This window comes from Providencia sp. CIM-Carb-044 (genome assembly GCF_033901115.1).
GTDB lineage: Bacteria > Pseudomonadota > Gammaproteobacteria > Enterobacterales > Enterobacteriaceae > Providencia > Providencia hangzhouensis.
This window is the reverse complement of the sequence record NZ_JAXADV010000007.1, coordinates 108244-131277: the sequence shown is the minus strand read 5'-3', so window position 1 is coordinate 131277 and position 23034 is coordinate 108244. Positions and strand designations below refer to the sequence as shown.

Sequence of the window (23034 nt, the reverse complement as noted above, 5' to 3'; positions counted from 1 at the left end):
AAATTCCCTAACTCTTTTAAATCTATCTAAATTATTGAGGTAATACATGTCTACTTTTAACACTACTCTAGCTGCTGATACCCTGGTTCGTAACGTCGCAATCTCTCCGGAATTATTCGGCGTTGTCATTCCAGAACACATGAAAGCGCAGGTTAAACCGTATGCTGGTTTCGCTGCGGATAATGCATTCAGTGCTGCCATCCCTAGCCGAAATGATCATTACGTGTTTGAGCCGTCTCTGCGTGCGTCTGTCCTGATGTGGATTAACTACCCTCAGGGTCAGTCGCTGTGGATCTCCGGCCCTACAGGCTGCGGTAAAACCAGTATTGTTGAGCAAGTTGCCGCTCGACTGAACTGGCCTTTGATGAAAACAACAGCTTCTCAGGATTTGGACATTAATAGTCTTGTCGGTGGTCTTCGTCTCGTTTGCGACACAATGACCGGTGATACCCGTACAGACTTCCTTTATGGTCCTCTGGCACTTGCTTACAAATTTGGCCTCATTTTCCTTTTGGATGAATACGACCAACTTGACCCAAGCTGTGCTAACGCTTTTAACGCGATCTTAGAAGGTGGGAATCTTGTTATTCCTGAAACCAACGAAGTGATCAAAAAGCATCCTAACTTCCGTTTTGTCGCTACAGCCAACTCGATCGGCCAAGGTGATTTAACGGGTGTCTATGGTGGTGTAAAAGTGCTGAACGTCGCGAACCTCGATCGCTATATGTTCATCAACGCGAATTACATGCCAAAAGACGTTGAAACCTCGTTAATCAAGAAGTTCATTTCAGATGAAGTGCTCGCAGGTAAGTTTGTTGAAATCGCTAACATCATTCGTAAGTTGTTTGTCGGCAGTGATATCGCTGGTGATTTTAATCAGTCCAATGACAGTTCTTCTGTCAAGGTATCCGCTGTTTCGCCAGACACGCGATTGTCTGTTACGTGCTCTACTCGCTCGCTGATTGCCTGGGTTGAACGTTTCTCGCTGATGAATAAGGCCAAAATGCCTGAAGCTCTGCAAGTTTCCTTCGACTTACAAATCGGTAACCGTGCCGGTGCTGATGATAAGCGTGCTCTGCATGCCATCCTCAAAGCGGTATTCGGTTAAACCTTGTTAACACCTCTCTAAATGCAATTCTCTAAATAAATAATGGCCCATTTCTGGGCCTTTTTAATATTTTAAATTTATAAATAAAAGGTAACTAATATGTCTACGAATAACCAAACTCACACTCAAGTTTTAGACCAATTAATCCTGGTTTCTCTTTCTGAGATTTCCTGCATTAGCGGCCGTAAAAAGCTGCAACGTCAAGACTTAGGTGAAAATGCCGAACTGCCACCAGAAGTCATGGTGTCTCTTGGTTCTAAGAAAGTGATTGACCCGCAGTTGATTAACCCGTTTGAACGCTTTAAGAACAAGGCTAAGAAAGCTTGTTTGTCCTACGGTGTTGCTTTCATGGGCGGCTATGCTGTCCCAACGGATAAGGTCAATGCACTCATCGATGAACTGAAGGATGTGAAGCAAGAGTTTTATGACTACAAAAAAGAATTTTTGAAGGCTGATTTTAATGGCTGGATTAATTCATTTGAGGAAAAGTATCGTGCAATCCTTGTGCGCGATGCCGCGATTGATATCGGCTATATGGATTCCCAAATTCAATTTGGGTTTACTGCGATTCATATCACTCCTTATGGCAATGCCATCATTCAAGATGGTTTTGCAAGTCAGGTAAAAAGTCTGGCAGATGAAGTCTATGAAGACGTTGCCTCCGTTGCTGACAAGTTCTTAAAGAACCTGAATAGCAAAGATGCAATCAGTCAACACACACTGAATCCGCTACGTCGTTCTGCTGAAAAACTTCGTACTCTGGCGTTTATTGACCCCAGTGTTGAAGGTCTGTGCGAGTACATGTCTCAAGTGCTTGATAACTTACCTTTGACAGGCAAAGTTACCGGTCAAGACTACAACAATGCATTATCCCTTCTAAACAACCTCCGCGATCCACAAGCTGCTAAGTCGTTTGTATCGTTGCTTTCAAATCCGCAAGCTGATTCTGGTTTGGATGCCTCTTTGGTTCTCGACGCCTCTTTTGAGTTGCCGACTACCGATTTGGTTTCTCCACCAGCACAACCTGCTTTGGAAACAACACCAGCCACTCCTGCTGACGTGGTTCCACACACGAACGCATTCGCTGTTGCTGAAACGATTGATGATAGCTTCTTGGCCGACCTGCCACTCGACTTGCCTCCGGCCGGTCCTGTTGCAGACCCGGTTGTTACAGTGGCTGATACGTCAAGCACTGTTGAAGTTAATCAGCCTGCTGGTTCTGTTGAAGTTGTTGATGATAGCGCGCTGCTGAGTTCTTTCGTCGTTCCTGCTGCCGCTGTCGATTTGAATGCCCCGGCTTCTGCTACTCCAGTTAATCTGGATTTTGCTGATACCGATTCAGACGATGGGATCATGATGTTCTAAATCTAAGGCCCCTTTACGGGCCTTTTTTAATTTCCTAAATATGGACTTGGTTATGCAAAAGTATCTTTTGTGCAACAACGAGTTACTTGTTGAGTTTAGTAAATACGGTGAGCAGCTTCCTATGGCTTTTGCTGTGTTGTTTGGTAATACCCTGCCCTGGCTTGGTGTTTCTGAAACTGATTTCGACATCCTCCGTTTAGGCCCGTCTCACTCTCTCTACCGCTTTACCTGGCAACAGGTACTGCAAAACGCCTCGGTGACTTTGGATAGCAAAACGTTTTTTTTACGTTTGGCTGACAACGGTGACCTTCGCACCTGTTTGAAACGTCCTTAACGACTCGTTTTCGTCCTTTTAAATTTATATTAAATCTATTGTGAGGTAAGTATGGGTATTTATAACTCTCTGCCCGTCGTTGCACGCGCCCTGAGCGATCAGCTCGGAGTGAATGTAACTGTTGGTGGTTCTACGGCTTGTGCTTCTCAGCAAGGTTCTTCATTCACTATCAACATTCCTTTCTATAAGGATGCTGAAAAATTGTCTGACGTCCTTCTGGGTTATTTGGTTCACGAAGCTGCGCATGTCAAATACACAGAATTTCCGATTCTGAAAGAAGACATTCCTGCTCGTGCCAAACAAGGCTACAACCCAAGTGTTCTTGGTAAGTTGGTAAACATAACCGAAGATCTTCGTATTGAACGTGCGATAGGTCGTCGCTTTCCCGGAGTGCCTTCATTTCTCAAAGCGTTAAATCACTTTGTTTTTAATGAGGACACGAAACCAACTGATGATCCTGCTGTAGCATTTATCAACGGTTTACTCTTGTGTGGTTTCAAACGGTATCACGCACTTAACATTCCTGTTGATCAAGCCCAATCAGACTTCATTCGCTTATTCGGACAAAACATGTTTGATACAGCGATGGACATTCTCGGTTTGGCGATTAACGCGCCTTCCATTGCCGACTGTCTGGATATTTCCTGTCGTCTTTACGATCTTGCAGTAGATGCTTTTAACGATAATCAACAAGACCAACATGATCTGCCTCCTGAGACCGGTGACGATTCACAATCCGAACCAAGCAGTGATAACTCACAGCCTGGCGAAGATAATGATAGTGCTGACTCTAATGTAGATGCTGGCGATGGCTCTTCTGACGGTCAATCGTCTCAAGGTACTTCCGCTCAGCCTGGTAATGAACCTGAAAATGGTGACAGCCCTGCTTCTGGCAGTGATGTTTCCACCAGCGTTTCTACCAGCTCAACACCGTCTAAATCAGACCATTCAGACCCTTTTGCCAATGTCACTGATGATAATCTCAACGAGGTTATTAAAGGTGCTGGTGAACGCTTGAATGACTGTATTAAAGACAACGTTTCTCCAAGTGAACGCACACCTGCTGCTACCCCGTTCGGTATTGCTCCGGCTAAGCGTCACGCAACCAGAGAAGCTTCGGTTCTCCGAGGTGTTCAGGCTGCGTCTGGCCTTCGTCAGTCAATGCACGGGCTACTACAAGGTATGCAACAAACTCGTCGTACACACAAAGAAACGGGTCGTGTTATGGATACGCGTCGGCTGACTTCGGCTCTTTTAGGAGAAACCAAGTTATTCCGACACAAATCTAAAGCTGTTGAGTTCAACTCTGCCTTTACTGTTCTGCTTGATTCAAGCAGTTCATTGGGTTCTGACATGGTTGAAGCTGAAGCCGCTGTTGTCTCCTTGCTCTTTGCGTTGGACGGCATCAAAGGTGTTTCGACTTCGGCCTATCATTTCCCACATGCCACCGCAAATAACGTTGGCTTGCTAAAAGCGCGTGAACAAAGCTTCCGGGCTGCGGTTAACGCTAAGCAATTTGGTATTAGCGCAAATGGTTGTACGCCACTGGAACAAGCTTTATGGCCTGCGTTCAGTGACTTGCTAAATGCGCGCGCTGATCGCCATGTCATGGTCGTGGTCACTGATGGTAAGCCCGATAACTCCGGGCCTGTTATTCAGATGGTTAATGACGCGAAAAAAGAAGGTGTGATTGTTATTGGTATTGGCTTCGGCGGTGCTAATTCAAACATTATGACTTCTCTATTCGATGATACTGGTGTTGCTGTAGGTTCTGTCTCTGCCCTTCGCGGAAAGCTTCTCGAAGTCTCCCGCAAAGCTTTAACTCGTTAATTTTAAAACCTTCCTAAACAAATCCTTAGCCTCCTGCTTTGCATGAGGCCGGGTTTTTAATTCCTAAATTTATTTTAAATCTATTAAAGGTGATCAAAATGACTATGTCCAAAAATGCATTTGCTCATGAAAATCAGCTGTCCTTCAACGAACTGTTTGAAGCTGACGACCGGACTTATGAAGCAATTTGCGCTGCCAAAGATGATCGTTATGAATTGCGTTATTCGCAACAGATGGCTTACGAAATTATTCGTGACTCTCTGTACATCATGACGGCCCCCAGAAGCAACGTTGAACAGCGTGTTGATGAAATTCTCTGGATCTTCTCTGATAAAAATCAGTCGGATCTGTGCTCTTTCACTAGCTGCTGCTTCTTCGCCAAACTGGACCCAGAAGAGACTCGTATGAGTGTTCTGCATCGCTGGAAGCATGACCTGGCTGAACAAGATCGTTTAATTCAGTCGAACCACTACGATGCGCCATCAAATATGGACTTCGTTGAATCACAGCGTCGCGGTTTCGAAAAATACAAGAAGGCGTTCTATCACTACTACCCGAACGAAGCTGCTCGGAAGTGTGCATAACCGCTTAAAGAATAACGCTGGCATTTGTCAGCGTTTTACTTTCTCTTGGAGATATTCATCATGGCTAAATATATTAATTTTGATACTTCTGTCGTTGAACCACAAAGCGGCTTTACCGTTGAAATGATTGATGACCTCATTGGTTACGTGCATGGCAATTCACCAAAGCGTAGTGTTAGTTTGTTTGAAAACCTACCCGTTTTTGAAGAGTCTTTCGTGATCAATACGTACCACCCAATGGCCCCGGATTCACTAGAAATACACTTCTTCCGTGATGAGACAGGTAATTGGTGGCCGTACATGACCGTTGATGCACTGTGTTTAGTGCATACGTTAACGACATACGGCTACGGTCTGATGGGCTCAGAGGGTTAAGCAATGCTGATACCTTATGTGTCTTTCACATCAAATAAACGGTCATATTTAATCCGCGAAACCTCAATTTCTCAGTCCTGGCCTGATAGTCGCCATGCTGATGTTGAGACCTTTGTGCTCTCTACTGGCAAAGTGCTTCGCGCCACCAACATTAAACGTTTTAACTTCATCGATATTGCTGCACATCAGGATCCTATTCCTGTCACAGTAAACGATAATATTAACTTCTGAAAAGCAAAGGCCCCGTAGCGGGCCTTTCGTTTTGGTGAACTGTATGAGTGCTTGTGCATTGATTGAATACAATAACGCTTCCGCGAAACTGCGTGGCGTTGTCGTTCCGGGTGATGAAGCTTGTATTAAATATGCTTTATCACGTTGGGCAGTGATTGCATTTCGTATCCGCAATACAGACGACAAATTCACCCGCATACCGGTTGAGGATTGGATGGAAGGCATTCAGGCAACTGTTAGCCCCTCCCCTGCTCGCGAACGCATTCTGGCCGCATTGGCTCGTTGCAAGCCCGGTATCTTTTAATTTTCTAAATTCATAAATCTATTAAAGAGGTACGTATGTCTCATTCTGTCGAATTGAGCATTTACGGATTCGTATCTGAAAAGATGCGCCTTTGGCCCACTTCTGATGTTCAGGAGCAAGCTGACTTGGCGTTAATTCATTCCGATATGTTAACTGTGAAATTGCTTAACGATCGTGGACTTGGCATTGCCAATACTGCGTTTGGTATTAATCAGAACGAATCCCAGGTATTAAAGCTGGCGACTCGTTTTGCGTATTGTTGTGCATGTGGCCGTTTCTCCGACCCTAGCCTTGACCTTCTCAAAAAAGAGATAGTCATGCTTGGCCGGAGTTTGTGTTCCAGGTTCTTCGACTCAACGATGGCTGAGGCTGTTCGTTTCGTGGCACATGAGCCCGAGTTCATGAAAGAACAATGTGTTTGGTAATCCTTACCCTTCATTTTTATCTACAGGAGTATTTCTCATGCGTTACGTTACCTCTGACAATAGCTACACCACAACTTTCCCTATCGCTGTTCGCAACATCCTTTTGGAAATTGTGCCCGTTGATGAAGAAGATTACTCGCGCGGTTCTGATTTACGCGATGATCTCGGTGTGGTGATTAATGAAGAAACCTATATTGACATCAATCATCGCTTTGCTGATTTGGAAGGCGAGGTTCGGACATTGCTTGCAATGAACCGAATTGGTGTTGGTACGGAATCGTTCAATGACCCTGACTGCCCTTCGCTGTCTGTTAATCAAGCATTATTGATTAACTTGGCGATGGACTTGAATGGGGTGATTCATACCAGTTTGTACCGGGATTTGTTTAAGAAAAACTCATTCTGCGCGCAGATGTTGGTGAGTATCGTGGAGATGGCTGAGGCTGTTTTGTCTGATAATGAAGAACCGGATGTTTTCAAAGATTCTCTCTTTGGTGGTATCTACTCTCGTTACACCATCGGTTTAAAAGCACACCTGTTTCACTAATTGCTTTTTTGCTGTCCACAAACTCTCTTTCACTGGTGATGTATGAAAAACATATTTAAATTCCTGCCGCTGATTCCTGCGGTAATCATTGTAGCTGCAACGGTATTTTTCAGCTTTGATGTCATGACTATGGTAGTTGTTATTGTTGTCATGTCTGTCATTGCTGCCGGTTGTGTTGCATTGGCCGCTTATTTCATCGTGCTCATCCTTCAGGATGTCTACGGTAAAATTATGAAACTGCGTCACTCTCTATAACTTCGATTTAACTTCCCCTCCGCACAACATCCTCGTTGTGCTTAACTTCCCTCAGTGAGCCCTAAAATGAAACTTAATACCCTTCGCTTCTTCTCTCTTGTTTTTACTGTTGCAATTGCTGTCATGGTGATTGTTTTCGGTAGTCACTTTGGCATCAAGGTGACAGAGGACTTTGTCATCAAAGTTCTTTTGATTGTCTCGATGCCGATCGCGTTTACTCGCAACAAGAGCAAATCGTAATTCCAGCCTAGGGTAACCACCCAAAACCCTGTCTTCGGACAGGGTTTTTTTTTGCTTTTTTTTACCAGCCATAACCGGAGCTGCATTCACAGACAACGGAAGGATGGTAAACAAAACGCAAGCACATGCGATTCCTTCAACCCTTTGAGAACACCGGTTTTTGGCCTCATTTTGCTGGCCTTTTTTGCCGTTTTCCTTGCCTGTGTATGACAAAATGACCGCTCATTGATTCATCAGATGAGGGATTTGATGAAACTTCTCGTATGTGCTCACAGCCGTTCGATGCTCATGCCTGTTTTTAAGCTGCCAGCCATACTCTGCACTGACTCTAACCGTCTCAGCTTGCAGCGTGAACTTGAACGTAAGTACGGCGGACGCATGACCCTCGATGAGGCCTGTAAGGAAATTGGTATAAAACCCGAAAGCATCATTAAGAAGATCGGGCAACAAAGATATAGACACTATCAACTGTGCCAACAGCTTGAAAAAGCCAGGGTTTTTAAGGGGAAAAACTCCTTTTTTTGGACTGACAGGATAGCGGCAATTCTTACCAAAGGTAATGAAGATGAAATTCCAAAGTTTCAATAAAACAGTCATCGCTACCCTGGTATTTGGGGTGCTCTCTGCTCATGCGGTAGCAGAGGGTGGCAAAGATAATAAACCAAAGGCTTCCAACGGGCAGGTTACCGCTGGAGGTACCTCGTTTCTGGATGGAAAAGAAGAAGGCTGGTTCTGGAAAAAAATGCCTCCTGAACCGCCGAAAGAAATCGAACCTGAGACTACTGTTGCTAAAGCGGACAAAACCGAAGAGCAGGACAAGCAAATGCCTGTCCCTGAACCTTCCGTTGCGGTTACTCCTGAAGAGGGGCCTGAAGCCTTTACCGTGGCCTGGTACCGTGAAAACGTACAGAAATTACGTGACCGCGCAATTGACGAGCCAACCCAGGAAAACGTCCGGGCCTATTACCTTGCGCAGCGCATTATGTTGGACAAGGCGAGCCGGTTTACTGATATGGCGCGCTTAGTGACATCTACAGATCCATTGATTGATGAAAGCAGTCGTCGCTCTACGTCTACCTTCGGCGCTATGGACCAGTCTGCGGAGGCTGAAAAAAACTCACGGCTTGTTATAAAAGACATTGCCACACGCGCTGGGGTTTTCTTTTTCTTCCGTGGCGAAGATTGCTCAATCTGTGTGAAACAAGCGGCGATCATGAATACGTTCACTTACATGACCGGTATGAAAGTTATTCCAATTTCGATTGATGGTAAACCAATGCCTGGAAACATCATGGAGAACTGGCGTGCAGATACTGGTCAAGCAGCAAAATTGCAGATCACCAACACTCCTGCGCTCGCACTGGCTATTCCTCCAGAGGCAACGCGGATTCTTTCATTCGGGCCTCTCAGTGCCGATCAGTTGATATCCCGCACAATCATGATTGCACATGACTCGGGGCTCATCACCAACGAGCAGTACAAAAGCACGCTTCCATATAACGACAATGGGTATATCGATTCGAGCATCCTGAAAGATATGCCGGAAGAGTACCTGGAGAACTCGGACGACTTTATCAAATACATTCAGAAGAAATCTGGTTACGCAGCATCTACAAAGGCGAAATAACAGTAGCGGGAGTAACAAAAAATGGTTTTACAACATCAAAAATCTAAAGGGCTCAAACGCACTATCTTAGCAATATCGATTGCTCTGTCGGGTGTGTTCACGTCTTCTTCCAATGCTGCGGATATCAGTACCCAGCTCGATAGTATGTTCGGTTCAATGTCCAATGTAACTGGCGCGGGAGATTATCACAGCATTACTCGTGATGGGTACACTGGTGGGGGCTTTGTTCTCCGAAATAAACTAAGAACTCTTACGCCAGTCACAATCGATCTTCCTGCCGCGTCGGGCGGCTGTGGAGGGATCGACCTTTTTGGTGGGTCTTTCTCATTTATCAATGCCGAGCAGTTTGTTCAGATGCTACGTAACATCGCCGCTAACGCGGCTGGTCTGGCTTTTCAGCTGGCACTTAACGCAATGGATGCAGTTCTGGATAATGCCATTTCAAAAATGCAGGCTGTTGTTCAGCAAATGAACGATCTGACCGTTAACTCCTGCCAATTAGCAAAAGGATTACTGGTAGATACAGCTTCCGCATTTGGTGAAAATGCCAAAATGTCCGTGTCATCCCAACTCTCGTCTGATGGTGTTGTTGACCAGTTCAAGGCAATGTGGGGTAACTCAGGTGGTGGTGAAGCCCCAGAGAAAGTCAAAGGTGATACAGGGAAACGTAAGCCTTGTGGCGACTATGGCAACCTCATGTGGTGCTTGCTGCAAAATGGACAGTTCTCATCTCAATTCGAAGGCTCTGAGCAACAACAGAAAGAATTGGTTATGTCTCTCACTGGTACGATTATTGTTGGAAAAGATATCAGTACAGACAAAGACGGATCCATTAAAAAAAGCGTTGTTCGACTTGGCCCTCTGGCAACTAGCTCCGTGTTGGATTCTATTATTCATGGTGACCCCGCCTTCCATATGTGGAGTTGCGTAAACCAAACCGAAACGTGCGAAAACCCAGTGCAACAGCAAATTGGCTTGAATGGCGTTGCTAACACCATTAATAAATTCTTCATTGATGATGGGTATCTGGTTTCGGCAAAATCGGGTGGTGAAGTATCTAGAGAGCGGCATGAACAGGCTGGGTATTACAACGTTGGTGGCGCTGGTAATAAAGCTATCATTTTGGCAAGGCATGACCTGAACGCCAGTCATTCGTATATTCGAGCCATCTCACCTGTCCTATCCTACTCGGCTGCGAATCAATACCTCAGTGATCTACTAACGGCCGCAGCAACAGGGGCCCGTATGGCGCAGTCTAACGATGATTCTGCTTCAGCTTACTACGAAGAGATGTATAAGTTGATAGAAGATGCGCGACGTAATTTGGCAATTTCCTATAGCACATTAGCGGCCAGATACGGCGGTGAAGAGAAGATCCAGGAAACCTTCCAGTCCTACATGCAATCCCTGCCTTTAACTGAATATCAAGGTGAAGGGTCGGTAGACGGCGCACTCTAAGAGGATATGAGTAAATGACTCAGTGGAACGTATATACCGTTGGTGACATTGAATTTATGCATAATGTTTTCAACGCAGTTGCAATGCTAATGAATAGTGGGATGTTCTCAGATCTATTTCGCATTGCTGCATTGTTAGGGGTGATCGGGATTGTTATTTCATCGGCTATTTCAGCAGGTAAAACCGTCTCCTTCCAAAACATGGCCGTCTGTATTGTCATGTATATGGTGTTCTTCCAGGTTTCGGCTCGTGTCAACATCGAAGATGTTACTAGCGGACGTTTCCGTGCAGTTGATAACGTTCCGGCAGGCCTTGCAGCATCGGCCTCCATCATATCCACTGTCGGGTATTCAATTACAGAAAAAATGGAGCAAGCATTCTCCACTCCTTCAATGACTGAGTATGGTGCATTGGATCCATTGGTGGCAATGACGTCTCTTTATGACACATTAAAAAACCCAATGCGCTGGTTTTTAGCCAACGAAAAACCGCGTGTAGATTTCGCCAGAAGCGTGGAAAGTTATATGAAAACCTGCGTGACTAAAGATGTTATTCGGGGGGCGAAAACCTACTCAACTCTTTATAGAGGCACTCAAGGCGTGCAAGGGCTGAGATCTGATGACCGCTTCCAGCACGTCGTGCTTTATGATGGCAATATGGTGGGCTGGGCTCCAGGAATGGAAGATATGAAAGGTGTATCTTCACAATATTCTTGTGCAGATGCTTTTGATAAATTGATCATGCAACATGCATCCTCTTCTGACATGTTCCGTAAAGCCTACCAGCGTTCTTATGCCGCTTTGGGCCGGACTTGTCAGGGCGATGGTGACGTCTGTAATACGAGCAGAAAAGTTCAGGAGATCATGAATTTTTACAACCTAAGCGGTACAACGATGCGTGATTTCCAAATGACGATGATCATGTACCCCTACCTTCGTGATGTGCCTAAGTATGGATATGAAGCCTCCTTCCGAGGTGCCGCTGCTATCACCCGAACTCAAACGCAAACCCAACAAGCCTTCCAGTGGGCATCCTCCGGCGCGTCTTTCCTGTCTTGGATGGCGGCGTTTATGCCAATTTTCCAAGGGCTAATCTATGCTCTTACGCCATTCATGGCCTTTTTATTCGGTCTGGGCATTATGGGTGTTCGCTTGGTTATGAAATATTTTCTGGTCATTATCTGGACTCAGACTTGGATGCCACTGGCAGCAGTTGTAAACATGTACGTGCTTGTTCACACTCAAACTAACTTGTCTGCCATTTTCAATGGTATAGATCCGATTTCATTCGATAAGCTATATCTGATGCTATTTGAAACTCAAAAAAGCATCGGCCTTGCTGGGAATTTATATGCGATGATCCCTGCATTGGGTGGCTTTATCGTATGGGGTAGTTCGGTCGCCTTTAACTCACTGGCAAACTCCGCCGCTGCGCCTCACGCAGCTGATACCAAGCAGATGGCTCCTGATGTATCGAACGCGCCAGCCATGAACAACCGAAGCGCTGATGTGAACTTCGATCGCTCCAGTGGGTCTGTCATGGGTGGTGCATCTTCCGCATTGCCTAAATTTGATATGAAGCAATCTGCTTCTACTAACCTCGCCAGCGCTAAACAGAACGTCGAGTCAGCCTCGGTTGAACGCTCTGCATCAGAAGGGAAAATGTTCCAAGAGGTTGCTTCCAACATGCGAAATGGAACCCAGTCTCAACAAAGCCAGGATGCCATGCAAGCTGCTTTGGGTTCTCTAACCTCTTCCCAGCGTTCGTTTGTTCAAGATGTCGCTTCGCGTAACGGGACTTCCGAAGCTGAAGCATTGACAGCTTTGAATATGGGCTCTGTTCAAGGTAGCGCTGAGGCATCTGCTGGTTTGAAAATTGGAGGGTCTGGTGCCTCAGTTTCTGGGTCGGCATCCTTACAGCGTAATGAGTCAGCTTCAAAAGGTAAAACTCACACGGCGGACGCGAGCTACTCAAGCAGTGATAACGCTTCAAACAGTGACGCGCTAAGCTCGCAACTCAGTCAAATCAGGTCACAGTCTTCAATGGCTTATTACAGCAGCATGCAGGCAGCAGGACAAAGCACTGCGGCAACCCAACAATACGGTGAAGCTTATAAAAAACAGGAGTCGGCTCAAAAATCCTATTCTGAAGCACAACAGTATTCGATGAGTAGCTCTCTGGGCCAAAACATGAACTCAGCACAGATTGCGCAATCCATTGGAGGTAGCAACGAAGCTCAAGCCGCACTAACTCAGGTATTGGCTGGTCGCGAAGACTTATCTCAGCGGATCAACGAAGATACAGCACGCCTCTCTTCACTAGGGATGACACAGGAAGATGCGCATACATTCGCTCAGTTCAGCGCAGCGGCTTCAATAGGTCAAGCTGGCGAAGTAGCTAAACTGTCAGGTTTCGTTAGTGGAGGTTCGCAACAACCAGAGGTCAGCGCTGATGCTGCCAGGGCAAACCAAGGGATCGCAGCTAACGCAGAGCAAGCCGAAGCGCATATCGATAGTATTGCTGGTGGTGTTAATAATGGTTCAAGTTCTACCCAGGGTCAGGCAGCAGCAGGCATAGCTGGTAATTATGCCCAATCAGCACCAGGCACAGCCCAGGGGCACGTTATTGATCAGCATTTCGATAATAAAGGACAGGTTGAGAATCATGAATCCCGTTCAACCCAAGAACTCAACACTATGAGAGGCAATGCTGCACGATATGAACTGGTGAACAAATCAAATTATGGAATGACGGGGGATGCGATGCCTAAGGTTCAAAGCGCCTTAGACAAGGTTTCAAACGGCATTAAGCCGGGGGGGTTCTCTTATCAGGAAGGTTACGGTCAGGGACAGGAAATGGCTTCTCAAGTAACTGGTGTTGGAGGTGAAAGAGGCGAATACGCTAAAAATGCCATCTCACACTTGTACGGTACCGTCAAAGACAAAGACAATACGCCAGAGCAAATGGAACACGCTCGTATTCAGGCCTTCCACGCTGTCACCCTCGCAACCGGCGGTGAATATGTGAACGGTAGGCTTGAAGGCGGCGATCAGCAGCTAGCAATGGCGATTATTGGCAAGGTAGAATCCACGAAGAGCAACATGCATCGTACTGATGCTCATGTCGTAAAAGAATCTGTCGAGGCGCTGATGTCTGATAACGAGAAGAAATAACCCTTAACATACAAAAGCCTCCAGTCGGAGGCTTTTTTTTGGCCTAAAAAACTCAACCGATATAGAGCATATAAGCAGCGGGAACGCTGAGTACCAGCCAAAACATGCAAAGCGCAATGTCTCTTTGGATCCCCGGTGGTTTGGGTGGTGACTTTTTCGTGCTTATTGGAACTCTGTGAACCACAATGGGGGGTAGATAGGCTACGCCGTGTGCGCCAAATGTACTCATGTTTTACTCCCAAATATCAGTAAAAGAAAAGCACCTCGTTTTGCTGCCCTTCTTTGTTGCCCGTATACGTCATTGATTTATGCTTGCTCAATGGCGTCTCTATGCATTGATTCTCTCACAGTTCTTTCAGGTGACGAAATTTTCTGTGATACGCCTAGCCATCAATGCCTGCAATCTACAAGGTGATTACGAATGATAACCCTTTTTAGGAAAAATTGGTTTTCAAAAACGGTCTGCACGTTGTTCACGATGAGCCACTTGGGTGTAGCGATGTATGCCCCCTACGCTTACTCGGCAAACTCGGCAGCAAATGCTCAGTCAGCGGTTGAATTCTATAAGTCTCTACCCGGTCTTTCTGCAAATAGTAACGGCACTGTTCAGTATGGGGATGGTGAGGCCGTTAACTTAAATAACGTGTATCCTGGCGAGGCGTCATCCACCTCCCTGGATCAGCTGAAATCCGTGTATGGTAATGATGGTGAAACCCAAAAGTTAGGCTTTGATACTGGTTCTGCACTTGCCTCTGAATCGTCATTGCGAGGCGAAGCCTATCGCGCCGTTTCAGGCTCAACGAAAACGACTGCAAAACTGAAAGCCACGGATTCTATCTTTGACAAACACAAAGATTTCTTGGCGAACCAGGATAAATACATGCAGGATCTGGATGACTGCTCAATGACCTCCGAACTGAATACGGACGGTGTTAAGCAACACATTCCTGATTATAAAGAGTGCACTCGCACCACCAGCGTCAGTGGCACCTATCGTTTAACCCACCCTTACGTGGCAGGCTTCCTGAGCCATAGCTCCGGTTCTGCCAACATTGAAGGTTGCGGTGAAGCCTGCGTAACTCTTTGGGTGGGTAGAGTCGGCGATAACTACTGGGATGGTCGTTGTAAAATATATGAAGAATATACAGGTGTTCGCGTTTACAACCCGCAAGCCATTTCCAGTGCAAAACTGACTTACGCAACCTGGGATGATTATATGCAGATCTACCTTGGTGAGAAAAAAGTATTTGCGGGCCCTGTTGCAGGAATGAAGGATGCAGGTACTGATGGGAAATACCGACCTTGGAACTACAGCAAAGGTGAGTTATTCCCACCAGAAACCGAAGGGCCTTGCGAGTTGGATACCAGTTGGCGTGTTGATCCACAGGCTGACGTGACTCAGAACTTCCAGGAAGTACAAGACGGCGATGAACTGATTTTCAAAACACGCGTTTCAGTTTATGGCAATGGTGAAGGCTATGCGAAATTGGAAGTTCGCTACGACCCATCTAAGGCCGTTAGCAAAGATGAATGGATTGCCGACAACCAAGAAGGGTTCAATACTTTTCTGGATGCAGTCAATCAGGGTTATTGCCAAAACTATTCGGTCACCTGCAATGAAACAGTCACACCTGACGCGAATGGCTGCGCTTATATCAATGGGGTTACTGTGTGCGAAAAGGATCTTAAAACACCACCGATCGGCGGGCTTTCCCCATTCTGCCGTAGTGCAACCGTTGTATCTAACTGTGGTACTGATGCCGGAGTGAATAACTCATGCAAAGACTTTGATAATAACAATGCCTGCAAATTTATTAAGTCTTCCTGCATCACAGGCGCAGCTGGTGGGCAAAGCGGTTGTTGGCAAGCTTCTGAGACCTGGGACTGCGGTCAAGATGTTACAGTGCCAAGCACTACACAAACCGAGACTTACCAGTGTGCTGGAGCGGTGCAGTGCATCAACGGTACCTGTTTAACGCCAGAATCGGAACCTAGTGGAGACTTCCAAACGGCAGTCGCAATGCTTCAAGCGGCGACTTACGCGGTTAACGAAATGACCTGCGGTGATGAAACTATCAACGTCAATCGCACTTGCACCTTATTCAAAGGTGAAGCTGCTACTTGTAAATCAGCACTGGGTGGCTGGGTCGATTGCTGCAACCAGCCTGTTGATGTCAGCTGGATTGAGTATCTTCAGCTAACCTACTACACCCTGAAAGTTTCAGATGCGCTGGCCGTTAAAGCGGGCATGTTCGAGCAAGGTAAAGGCATGTTCGACATGGGTTCTGAATTGGCTAACAGTGCTATTGATGCAATCACTAAACCTGCAATGTCTGCACTGGATAGCTTAACTGGTAATGCAGGGTCAGCGGTTGCAGATAAAATTGCAGATCTCGGTATCGGAGAAATGATGGATCAGGCGGTGGGCACTTTAACTAAACAAGTTGCTCAATGGACTTTGGACACCTTTGGTTCGAGCGTAACAAATGCGTTATTCCAGGCCGGGGGCACAGCTGCTGGGTCAGAATCGGTTGCTGCGGTCGGGTCCGACGGCGCATTAGCCAGTTCTGTAGAGCTGTCTTCCACCCTTACTTCCGCTATTTCCGTTGTCGGTTATGCCTACATGGCATATCAGGTTGCAAACATCTTGGTAAACATCATCTGGGCTTGTACAGCAGATGAATTTAAGCTTGCTGTGAAAAAAGAAACCAAACTTGCGACCTTCATCGATAGCTGGTGCCAATCCAAAGTGTTAGGGCAGTGCATTGAAAAACGGTCAAGTTACTGCACGTTCAACTCACAGATTGGGCGAATTTTCCAAGAACAAGGGCGCGCCCAGTTGGGCATTGGTTGGGGTGATAACAAGAATCCGGATTGCCGTGGCTTAACGTTGGAAGAGTTTGGTCGAATTGACTTCCAAAAAGTCGATCTGTCGGAATGGATTGGTTCACTTTACTCAGCCGATTTACTGCCAACGCCCGAATCAGTCAATCTCGACAGCATTACCGGTTCAGGCAGCATTCTCAACGTTGACGGTAAACGTAAAAACAGCCTCGACCGTTTCAAGGATGGCGTTGATAGCGTTGATATAAATGACCTGAAGGATAAAGCAGGCGCTTCAATACAAGTGCGTTAATCATAAAAAACCCCGCTCAGTTTTGGCGGGGTTTCTACTTTCGTCTGTAATATTAGTTTTTGAATTCAAGAACCTTACCGTTGTAAAACACATACGGAGCATGCTCTTGGGAGGCTGGCACAAACAGAGCTCGTTTTGCACCAAGGGCCACAGATAGTTCCTTCATCAATGGCATGTTTTCTTTTTTCGCCGCAAGATAGAAGAAACAGGCCGATGCGTACCCAGAGCGATACTCTTCAGGGCTGACTAAAACAGGCGGTTTTGGTAGGTGCCCGGTTTCTTTAGCTTTACTTAACGAGAACCAACTCCAGCTCTTGTCCTGCCCGCATAGTTCATATTCATTAAAACCTGCCATTTTAGGGGCGAAGGTTTTAAAGGCTTCAAACATTTGAGACTGATCTACTTCCCGGTCTCCCCCTGCCCAGGAACCGAATAAAACAACCCCATCAGTATAAGGCTGAGGTCTTTTCGCGGTTAAAAAACCTGTTAAAGCAATGAATGGATCTTTAATAGCCAACCCACCAACAACATCTGCCGTACCGGCACCTGACCGTTGAGTTTTGGCAACCTCTCCTGCTCTTACTGGATTCTCAAGTGGGAGAATACGCCCGCCGTCAACCAGCTTGTTATAGATGACATAATTATCACCTGCATCTGTAATTTGGCGCATCTCCATTGCACGGGCAAACTGTAAAGCCTCCGACGGATTGGTATCCACCGGCATCGGAACAGGTTTAGAAGCACAGCCCGTCATTGCCATTGCCAGAGTAATCAAAGAAGCGGTCAGAATCTTTTTCATGTTCGGTACCTTATTCGTAGAGTTGCAGGTAAGTAGTTTTTCGTGTTGAGAGCATAGTAACCCCGCCATGACAGCTGACGAAGAAATCTGGCTAAAAAAAATCCCCTATTGTTTAAATAAGGGATCTAACACTGTGAATTTGATTTAAATTGAATCTTTCCAAGCGGTTAGCACTTGCTGGTGGCTGCATGTCGCATCTTTCGTGCAAGGTACTTTAAGGGCTGGTTCGAAATTTCCCGGAATAAATTCCCCTTCCAGAGGGGGGATTTCTGTCTTCAGTTCCGGGTCGTAGAAAACAAAAGGTGCATTCACTTTGTTTACCACCCATCCCCAACCAACAGAATCTGGAATGATATACCCCGCCGTGGAGGAAATGTCTTTCACGATCAGCCGTTTCTTGAACTCGCCAAACTTCGACTTGCAAAGCTCGGGCGAGTCCAGCTTTTGGCACAGATTCACGCGCATATAACCGGGAGCAACCAACTGGCTGCCAGGCAACGTATGAAAAGTGCATCCCTGCAAAGCTAACGCTGTGAATATTCCAATCAAAGTTCGCGTTTGCATTAATGAGCCTTATCTTCGCAGAACGGGCACTTATGCTTTTTATTCGAACGATCACCATCAAAGGGAGTGATAAAGGACATTTTACAATGTACGCATTTCACCATTCGGATCTCATCAGAACGGAAGTCACGCGCCAGTGTCCAGGCTTCGTTCGGATGAAGCATAACATCCGCCGCAATAGTCGGTCTGAATCGCATATTTAACTCGCGATACACTTCAAACGAATCGACCACTTCACTGATGTCATCCTGATTGCTAGGGTCCTTCGCGCGACGTAGATAGATGCTCATAAAGTTGGTTGCCTCCATCTTTTTTGGCTGCGAAGCCAAGAAGGTTTCCGACAGTTTCAAGCGTCCGATTGCCACTTCTTCCTGACCGAACTGTTTTTTCAAATGGTCAATGAGTCGGTCACTTGCATTAAGCGACGTGGTAATGATACGACGACGGAAGCCCAGTTTGACCATCCGCTGTGCCAAAGCAAAAATGTCTTCATCTTTTACGAGTGCGGCTTTCATAGATCTGTGCTCCAATGTTCAAAACGTAATTGCAAATAAGCTGGCAAAGTCATGTGCGGGTTATCACTGCCAAAAACAGAGCTCCACTCCCCAGAAGCGAGCTCCCGCAGCGAACGAACCGGTTTGATATACAGTTCGCCCTTGATGATGGCGTCAATGGTTTGACTATCGTCAAGCCGCTCAATGAAATTCAACGCTTCATCGGAGCCCAACCAGTAAAATGACTCGGCCAGCGTGCCGTTGAGAATTTTCACCCTGATGCTGTACACGAGAAGTGCAAGCCGAAGAATATAGGAGTCATGCCGGACGAAGTTATCCACTTCTGTAAGTTTGCGTCCAGGCATGTAGTCAACTATAAAAACAGGTACGTTGTATGATTTAACAGATTTTGTCAGCTGCGCTAGAAGGTCTTTGTCTTTTAACACTAAGCGATCATCTTCAGACAGAACAAACGGACTGCGGAAAAAAGATTGCGCGCGTGTTTCCAGTGAAGCAGCGCAGCTCAATAGCGATATGTTTTCATTAACCATTTTCAATCAGCCTCTTCCAGATTCTGAGCACATTCGTACCGTACCAACGCGCTTTGTCACGCAGTTCCGGGTTCGGAGTGTGATAACTACCTATTGCTAAAACGATGTCATCTGGGGAGTTTTTGATAGCGTTACATAACACTTTCGCGCCAACCCGAATGTTAGTGTCTACATCCAGAAGATCCTCTGGCTTGCTGACATACTTCCCGTTCCAGCGATAGTTGACCTGGGCGATACCGATATCGGTTACTTTAGATGCGGCTATGTAGCGCTTAAGCGCGCGCTTCGCATCTTCGTAGTTTTTTGGATAGTAGGCACCGTAAACTGCATTATTCAGTGCCCAAGGGCTTGGGGCGACATAACCGCCGCCACCGGCACGCTGTTTGCTTTCCCACAAAGCAACGGCGTATAAGAGATGCGGGTCCAGACCGCATTCATTCTTGGCATGTTTTTCCCATGCCGTTCCTTTCAAATCAACCACCCCAGCTTGTGCCGGGAGTATTTGAGATGAGAGGATTACTGCTGCCACACTGGCGCTTAACAGTAATTTACCCATTTTGTTTACCCCTAACCCAACAGAGTGGCTTAGCCTAAGCGGAACCGCTTACGCGGCAACGCGGTCTCTGTATGGATCGATTTTTCAGCGTTAACATCGGTATCCCTCTCAGTAGATTGAGTATCTACTGATACCGACAATGTATTTTCGCTTCCTGCCTCGCTCTTCATCAACACCGCCCCACGCGGCTCCGAAGACTCAATATTGCTTCCTGGTATAACGGATACTGCTTCTACTGCTTTTGATGCCAACGGCTGAGCTACTTGCTGCTTTGCTAACTCAGGTTGGTTTTCAGAATAAGACGATTGTAGACCGGTCCCCACCGGCGACGAAATATTCTGCCCTGTTTTTCCTCCTTTTGCCAATTTTTGTGAGCGCGGCTTCTCGCTTACCTTTCCTTTCTTGTAGATGTTGGGCGTTGCCTCACGCCCTAACCCTTCAAGATAAGCCCTGTTCGCCAGGGCAACCAGTGCGCTACTTCTTTTGCCTGGTGGACAGGACTCAAGGTACGCAGCGAGCTCGGGACAAAGAATGTCATTAATCGTCACCCGTAACTGCATTACGTATCCTTATCCGTTATTCGTCACCGTAGATGACGGTGTCAACGCCGTAGTTCCAGAAGCCAATTGCGTTGCTTGCGACCGGATTTGGGCTCGTTACAATACGGGCATTCTGGAACGCTTCGCGCACGGCCTGCTCATAATAAGGAGCTCCACCACCAGCGGTCACAATGATGTGAATAGCCCCTAACGCACGGACATTTTTGCGCAATTCTTTTACTACGCCACCAGCGATTTGCGGAATAACTTTGCTTAGCAGCGGTTTTACTTCAATGTGGCGGGCACCATTGAAGAACGAAGCCGCATCTTTGCGTAACGCAATTTCGACCATTTCAGGAAGATCATCACGCCGCTCATGCGGGTTTTCTTCATTGAGAGTGCGAACAATTCCTTCAATGATCGTGCTGGTGGCTTTCAGTGAAGAGCCGCTGGAGCCCATCACGCGGCTACCATTACTGAAGGCCACATAGTCCATCGAGAAAAAACCAGGGTCGATGACCAGAATATTAGATTCTGACAGTTCATCTTCACTGATAAAGCCTTCGCGGTTCGCGACATCGTTGATAACACCAACACCTTGCGGGATTACCATCACTTGCTTGACCGTCACTTTTGTGGACGGATTAATCGTGAATGTACCTGTCAACCTGGCGACCAACTTGGAGCGCTCGTTATCATCACTGGCGAGCCTTACAGGCAAACCAGTTACCAACAGGTCAATGGTGCTACCGACCTTCTCGGCAATTTTTGCCAACGAGCCAAAGTACAGCGCCAAGTACATTTCCGTGGTGTGATAACTGTCATGTAGTTCACGCCCATCTGGACGATCAGTAAATGCTCGCCACATGTTTCCGTTCGGGTAGACGGTGACTTCGTGGTCACGATTGCGCTTCACCAGATTTACATCCTCTTCTTCTTCCGTGGTGGCATACGCTGGGAAGATTGAGACGTCTGGTACAGAAGCAAAAGCATCGCCAGTCGCAATTTTGACGTTGCTATAACCAATGTCCACACCACATACGATCGCGTTTTTCTTACTCATTTGTTAACCTTTTATTAACACAATTACAGCTTGTGATACCCTTCCGTCCCCCCCATCCTTGCCACTTCATGCTGCTAACAAAGTGAGACAGTCGAGATATCACCCCGAAAAATTCGTTCGCCCCGAGACAATCGGAGCACATCATAGCCATTCGAAAATCACAAAACATCCTTTTTCATCGACAAAACGAGGACGAAAAAGGACATGATTTACGGCTATATTTAGCCAATTTTTAAGGCCAGATTTAGCCTTCATTCATGGCCTTTTTTATCCCTGATTTACGGCTAGATATGGCCGTAAATCAGGGCTATCGACTTAAAAATAATTCTTGTTTTTGGTACGGATTACCCCTCTCGTTTTATCATGGGGATAACCGCTGACGAAATTAACTAACCCAAATACAGGTCAGAAACTCACCGATTGAACCAAATTATTTTGAGTGGCAACACCTGCTAATCTTCATCTCTTTTCCACGATGTTTCGGCTGTTACCAGGATAGATTTTGATGGGACGATTTCGATCGCAAGCCGGAAAAGCGCCTCGTTTCGGGGACGAAAAACCTTGAGTTGATGTGCTGTTTTAGTGCTTAGTGTGCCTGGTGACTGGATTACGTAACGACTATTGAACTCTTATGCCTTTCTTTTCGCCATAAGAGTGTTAATCAAGGGAAATGCCACAAGATCACTCTGCTGCCATATTATATACGGGGTTAGTTAAAAGGCAGTGATTTAGCCTCTTTGCCCCCCAAAATCGCAGTCTTGCTCAAAAAGGTATTTTCATGTGTTCACCCAACAACTCTGATGCCTTTCTTTTCGCCATGAGAGTGCAAAAGAAGAGAAACAGTCCATGAGATCACTAAGGCGGCGTAATAATATTACCGCTTTTTTTGGGGGGGCTGAGTTTTTGAACCTATTTAGGGTGTTTTTGCTTTAGCCGGAAGAGATCTCATGTGGGGTAATAATAGGGGTTCCGTTTTTTTGGTCTTTTTGAATTTTTAAAGTGAGGGTAACTCTATGGATGTGGAAAGCTACATCAAGCATCTGGAGGAAAGCGTCAAAGCCTTGGACAGATCGGCTGATGTTTTGACTGCCGAAGCAACGACGCTGAGAGAAGATTTTTGGAAGCTGGCAACGGCCGGTGGTGAAAAAGCGCATTACTCATTCAACGTTGTTAAGCAGGGTCCATCCGTTCGGATCCGCTGGGCGAGGATGACTCCATTGCGAAAGGCGGGAGGGGAAATTGCAAGGGTGGTTCCGAAGTATTTGAAAGTGAACAAAGGGGAAAGCTATCCAGCGAAAGTTTTCACGGATGCTACACCCCGTGAATTGACGCTCATTGTTACTTACGAACCGCAGCTGAGTTTGATCCGTTCTGAGATGAAAAAGAACCGGGCAATTCGCCAGCTGTTATCCCGGCGGATAACAGAGAGTAGGAAGCAGCTTTAGCGTGGGGTTATAGCTGCGTAAACAAAACGAC

Annotated in this window: 25 protein-coding genes; 17 read left to right on the top strand and 8 right to left on the bottom strand. The window is 46.4% G+C overall.

Going from position 1 to position 23034, the window contains the following annotated elements:
* Nucleotides 1-46: 46 nt before the first annotated feature.
* The 11 genes from SJ312_RS14980 to SJ312_RS14930 all read left to right on the top strand — a co-directional run bounded on the left by SJ312_RS14980 (nucleotide 47) and on the right by SJ312_RS14930 (nucleotide 7358).
* On the top strand, nucleotides 47-1108 hold the full coding sequence (locus SJ312_RS14980; protein ID WP_042847233.1) for an AAA family ATPase: 1062 nt from the start codon (nucleotides 47-49) through the stop codon (nucleotides 1106-1108).
* A 99-nt stretch (nucleotides 1109-1207) separates the two neighbouring features.
* Entirely contained in the window at nucleotides 1208-2473 is a 1266-nt protein-coding gene (locus SJ312_RS14975; protein ID WP_052219376.1) for a DUF3150 domain-containing protein, read from the top strand.
* Nucleotides 2474-2525: 52 nt separating this feature from the next.
* Nucleotides 2526-2807, top strand: a complete 282-nt coding sequence (locus tag SJ312_RS14970; RefSeq protein ID WP_042847232.1) for a hypothetical protein — start codon at nucleotides 2526-2528, stop codon at nucleotides 2805-2807.
* Nucleotides 2808-2915: 108 nt separating this feature from the next.
* Entirely contained in the window at nucleotides 2916-4637 is a 1722-nt protein-coding gene (locus SJ312_RS14965) for a VWA domain-containing protein (protein WP_226617179.1), read from the top strand.
* A 98-nt stretch (nucleotides 4638-4735) separates the two neighbouring features.
* Nucleotides 4736-5221 carry a hypothetical protein gene (locus SJ312_RS14960; RefSeq protein ID WP_042847230.1) on the top strand — a complete coding sequence of 162 codons (486 nt, stop codon included), beginning with the start codon at nucleotides 4736-4738 and terminating at the stop codon, nucleotides 5219-5221.
* Nucleotides 5222-5281: 60 nt separating this feature from the next.
* Complete coding sequence (locus SJ312_RS14955) at nucleotides 5282-5596, top strand: hypothetical protein (protein ID WP_042847229.1); 315 nt, start codon at nucleotides 5282-5284, stop codon at nucleotides 5594-5596.
* A gap of 3 nt (nucleotides 5597-5599) precedes the next feature.
* The gene (locus SJ312_RS14950; protein ID WP_042847228.1) at nucleotides 5600-5827 is read left to right on the top strand and encodes a hypothetical protein; all 228 of its coding nucleotides are present in this window, start codon (nucleotides 5600-5602) and stop codon (nucleotides 5825-5827) included.
* Between the two features lie 43 nt (nucleotides 5828-5870).
* Entirely contained in the window at nucleotides 5871-6131 is a 261-nt protein-coding gene (locus SJ312_RS14945; RefSeq protein ID WP_042847227.1) for a hypothetical protein, read from the top strand.
* A gap of 35 nt (nucleotides 6132-6166) precedes the next feature.
* Entirely contained in the window at nucleotides 6167-6556 is a 390-nt protein-coding gene (locus SJ312_RS14940) for a hypothetical protein (RefSeq protein ID WP_042847226.1), read from the top strand.
* 37 nt (nucleotides 6557-6593) lie between these two features.
* On the top strand, nucleotides 6594-7103 hold the full coding sequence (locus SJ312_RS14935) for a hypothetical protein (protein ID WP_042847225.1): 510 nt from the start codon (nucleotides 6594-6596) through the stop codon (nucleotides 7101-7103).
* 42 nt (nucleotides 7104-7145) lie between these two features.
* A complete protein-coding gene (locus SJ312_RS14930; protein WP_042847224.1) occupies nucleotides 7146-7358 on the top strand; it encodes a hypothetical protein in 213 nt (70 codons plus the stop codon).
* 51 nt (nucleotides 7359-7409) lie between these two features.
* Here SJ312_RS14930 and SJ312_RS14925 read toward each other — a convergent pair whose 3' ends face one another.
* The gene (locus tag SJ312_RS14925; RefSeq protein ID WP_042847223.1) at nucleotides 7410-7811 is read right to left on the bottom strand and encodes a hypothetical protein; all 402 of its coding nucleotides are present in this window, start codon (nucleotides 7809-7811) and stop codon (nucleotides 7410-7412) included.
* 36 nt (nucleotides 7812-7847) lie between these two features.
* Here SJ312_RS14925 and SJ312_RS14920 point away from each other — a divergent pair, with 36 nt between their 5' ends.
* The 5 genes from SJ312_RS14920 (at nucleotide 7848) to traN (ending at nucleotide 16992) form a co-directional block, all read left to right on the top strand.
* Nucleotides 7848-8186 carry a hypothetical protein gene (locus SJ312_RS14920; protein ID WP_166268095.1) on the top strand — a complete coding sequence of 113 codons (339 nt, stop codon included), beginning with the start codon at nucleotides 7848-7850 and terminating at the stop codon, nucleotides 8184-8186.
* Entirely contained in the window at nucleotides 8164-9225 is a 1062-nt protein-coding gene (gene traF, locus SJ312_RS14915; protein ID WP_042847222.1) for a conjugal transfer protein TraF, read from the top strand. The genes SJ312_RS14920 and traF overlap by 23 nt, the downstream gene beginning before the upstream one ends.
* A gap of 21 nt (nucleotides 9226-9246) precedes the next feature.
* Nucleotides 9247-10683, top strand: coding sequence for a conjugal transfer protein TraH (locus tag SJ312_RS14910; RefSeq protein ID WP_042847221.1), 1437 nt, complete (start codon nucleotides 9247-9249; stop codon nucleotides 10681-10683).
* A gap of 14 nt (nucleotides 10684-10697) precedes the next feature.
* Nucleotides 10698-13856, top strand: a complete 3159-nt coding sequence (locus tag SJ312_RS14905; RefSeq protein ID WP_052219375.1) for a conjugal transfer protein TraG N-terminal domain-containing protein — start codon at nucleotides 10698-10700, stop codon at nucleotides 13854-13856.
* Between the two features lie 421 nt (nucleotides 13857-14277).
* Complete coding sequence (gene traN / locus SJ312_RS14900; protein WP_196053746.1) at nucleotides 14278-16992, top strand: conjugal transfer mating pair stabilization protein TraN; 2715 nt, start codon at nucleotides 14278-14280, stop codon at nucleotides 16990-16992.
* Nucleotides 16993-17044: 52 nt separating this feature from the next.
* Here traN and SJ312_RS14895 read toward each other — a convergent pair whose 3' ends face one another.
* The 7 genes from SJ312_RS14895 to SJ312_RS14865 form a co-directional block, all read right to left on the bottom strand.
* The gene (locus SJ312_RS14895) at nucleotides 17045-17791 is read right to left on the bottom strand and encodes a hypothetical protein (RefSeq protein WP_042847220.1); all 747 of its coding nucleotides are present in this window, start codon (nucleotides 17789-17791) and stop codon (nucleotides 17045-17047) included.
* A 144-nt stretch (nucleotides 17792-17935) separates the two neighbouring features.
* Entirely contained in the window at nucleotides 17936-18355 is a 420-nt protein-coding gene (locus SJ312_RS14890) for a hypothetical protein (protein WP_042847219.1), read from the bottom strand.
* Complete coding sequence (locus SJ312_RS14885; RefSeq protein ID WP_042847218.1) at nucleotides 18355-18870, bottom strand: FlhC family transcriptional regulator; 516 nt, start codon at nucleotides 18868-18870, stop codon at nucleotides 18355-18357. The genes SJ312_RS14890 and SJ312_RS14885 overlap by 1 nt, the downstream gene beginning before the upstream one ends.
* Nucleotides 18867-19400, bottom strand: coding sequence for a hypothetical protein (locus tag SJ312_RS14880; RefSeq protein WP_042847215.1), 534 nt, complete (start codon nucleotides 19398-19400; stop codon nucleotides 18867-18869). Before SJ312_RS14880 ends, SJ312_RS14885 begins: the two co-directional genes overlap by 4 nt.
* On the bottom strand, nucleotides 19393-19956 hold the full coding sequence (locus SJ312_RS14875; RefSeq protein WP_042847212.1) for a transglycosylase SLT domain-containing protein: 564 nt from the start codon (nucleotides 19954-19956) through the stop codon (nucleotides 19393-19395). Before SJ312_RS14875 ends, SJ312_RS14880 begins: the two co-directional genes overlap by 8 nt.
* A 29-nt stretch (nucleotides 19957-19985) precedes the next feature.
* Entirely contained in the window at nucleotides 19986-20516 is a 531-nt protein-coding gene (locus SJ312_RS14870; protein ID WP_042847210.1) for a hypothetical protein, read from the bottom strand.
* Between the two features lie 16 nt (nucleotides 20517-20532).
* A complete protein-coding gene (locus SJ312_RS14865; RefSeq protein ID WP_042847207.1) occupies nucleotides 20533-21558 on the bottom strand; it encodes a ParM/StbA family protein in 1026 nt (341 codons plus the stop codon).
* Between the two features lie 1013 nt (nucleotides 21559-22571).
* Here SJ312_RS14865 and mobI point away from each other — a divergent pair.
* Nucleotides 22572-23003, top strand: coding sequence for a conjugative transfer protein MobI(A/C) (gene mobI / locus SJ312_RS14860; RefSeq protein WP_042847206.1), 432 nt, complete (start codon nucleotides 22572-22574; stop codon nucleotides 23001-23003).
* Nucleotides 23004-23034 lie beyond the last annotated feature (31 nt).

Coding starts and splice junctions, on each gene's coding strand:
- SJ312_RS14910 (WP_042847221.1), top strand. CDS start 9,247: ATGGTTTTACAACATCAAAAATCTAAAGGGCTCAAACGCACTATCTTA.
- SJ312_RS14940 (WP_042847226.1), top strand. CDS start 6,167: ATGTCTCATTCTGTCGAATTGAGCATTTACGGATTCGTATCTGAAAAG.
- SJ312_RS14955 (WP_042847229.1), top strand. CDS start 5,282: ATGGCTAAATATATTAATTTTGATACTTCTGTCGTTGAACCACAAAGC.
- SJ312_RS14880 (WP_042847215.1), bottom strand. CDS start 19,400: ATGGTTAATGAAAACATATCGCTATTGAGCTGCGCTGCTTCACTGGAA.
- SJ312_RS14980 (WP_042847233.1), top strand. CDS start 47: ATGTCTACTTTTAACACTACTCTAGCTGCTGATACCCTGGTTCGTAAC.
- SJ312_RS14950 (WP_042847228.1), top strand. CDS start 5,600: ATGCTGATACCTTATGTGTCTTTCACATCAAATAAACGGTCATATTTA.
- SJ312_RS14870 (WP_042847210.1), bottom strand. CDS start 20,516: ATGCAGTTACGGGTGACGATTAATGACATTCTTTGTCCCGAGCTCGCT.
- SJ312_RS14970 (WP_042847232.1), top strand. CDS start 2,526: ATGCAAAAGTATCTTTTGTGCAACAACGAGTTACTTGTTGAGTTTAGT.
- SJ312_RS14895 (WP_042847220.1), bottom strand. CDS start 17,791: ATGAAAAAGATTCTGACCGCTTCTTTGATTACTCTGGCAATGGCAATG.
- SJ312_RS14920 (WP_166268095.1), top strand. CDS start 7,848: ATGAAACTTCTCGTATGTGCTCACAGCCGTTCGATGCTCATGCCTGTT.
- SJ312_RS14960 (WP_042847230.1), top strand. CDS start 4,736: ATGACTATGTCCAAAAATGCATTTGCTCATGAAAATCAGCTGTCCTTC.
- SJ312_RS14935 (WP_042847225.1), top strand. CDS start 6,594: ATGCGTTACGTTACCTCTGACAATAGCTACACCACAACTTTCCCTATC.
- traF (WP_042847222.1), top strand. CDS start 8,164: ATGAAATTCCAAAGTTTCAATAAAACAGTCATCGCTACCCTGGTATTT.
- SJ312_RS14945 (WP_042847227.1), top strand. CDS start 5,871: ATGAGTGCTTGTGCATTGATTGAATACAATAACGCTTCCGCGAAACTG.
- mobI (WP_042847206.1), top strand. CDS start 22,572: ATGGATGTGGAAAGCTACATCAAGCATCTGGAGGAAAGCGTCAAAGCC.
- SJ312_RS14975 (WP_052219376.1), top strand. CDS start 1,208: ATGTCTACGAATAACCAAACTCACACTCAAGTTTTAGACCAATTAATC.
- SJ312_RS14890 (WP_042847219.1), bottom strand. CDS start 18,355: ATGCAAACGCGAACTTTGATTGGAATATTCACAGCGTTAGCTTTGCAG.
- SJ312_RS14905 (WP_052219375.1), top strand. CDS start 10,698: ATGACTCAGTGGAACGTATATACCGTTGGTGACATTGAATTTATGCAT.
- SJ312_RS14885 (WP_042847218.1), bottom strand. CDS start 18,870: ATGAAAGCCGCACTCGTAAAAGATGAAGACATTTTTGCTTTGGCACAG.
- SJ312_RS14865 (WP_042847207.1), bottom strand. CDS start 21,558: ATGAGTAAGAAAAACGCGATCGTATGTGGTGTGGACATTGGTTATAGC.
- traN (WP_196053746.1), top strand. CDS start 14,278: ATGATAACCCTTTTTAGGAAAAATTGGTTTTCAAAAACGGTCTGCACG.
- SJ312_RS14930 (WP_042847224.1), top strand. CDS start 7,146: ATGAAAAACATATTTAAATTCCTGCCGCTGATTCCTGCGGTAATCATT.
- SJ312_RS14875 (WP_042847212.1), bottom strand. CDS start 19,956: ATGGGTAAATTACTGTTAAGCGCCAGTGTGGCAGCAGTAATCCTCTCA.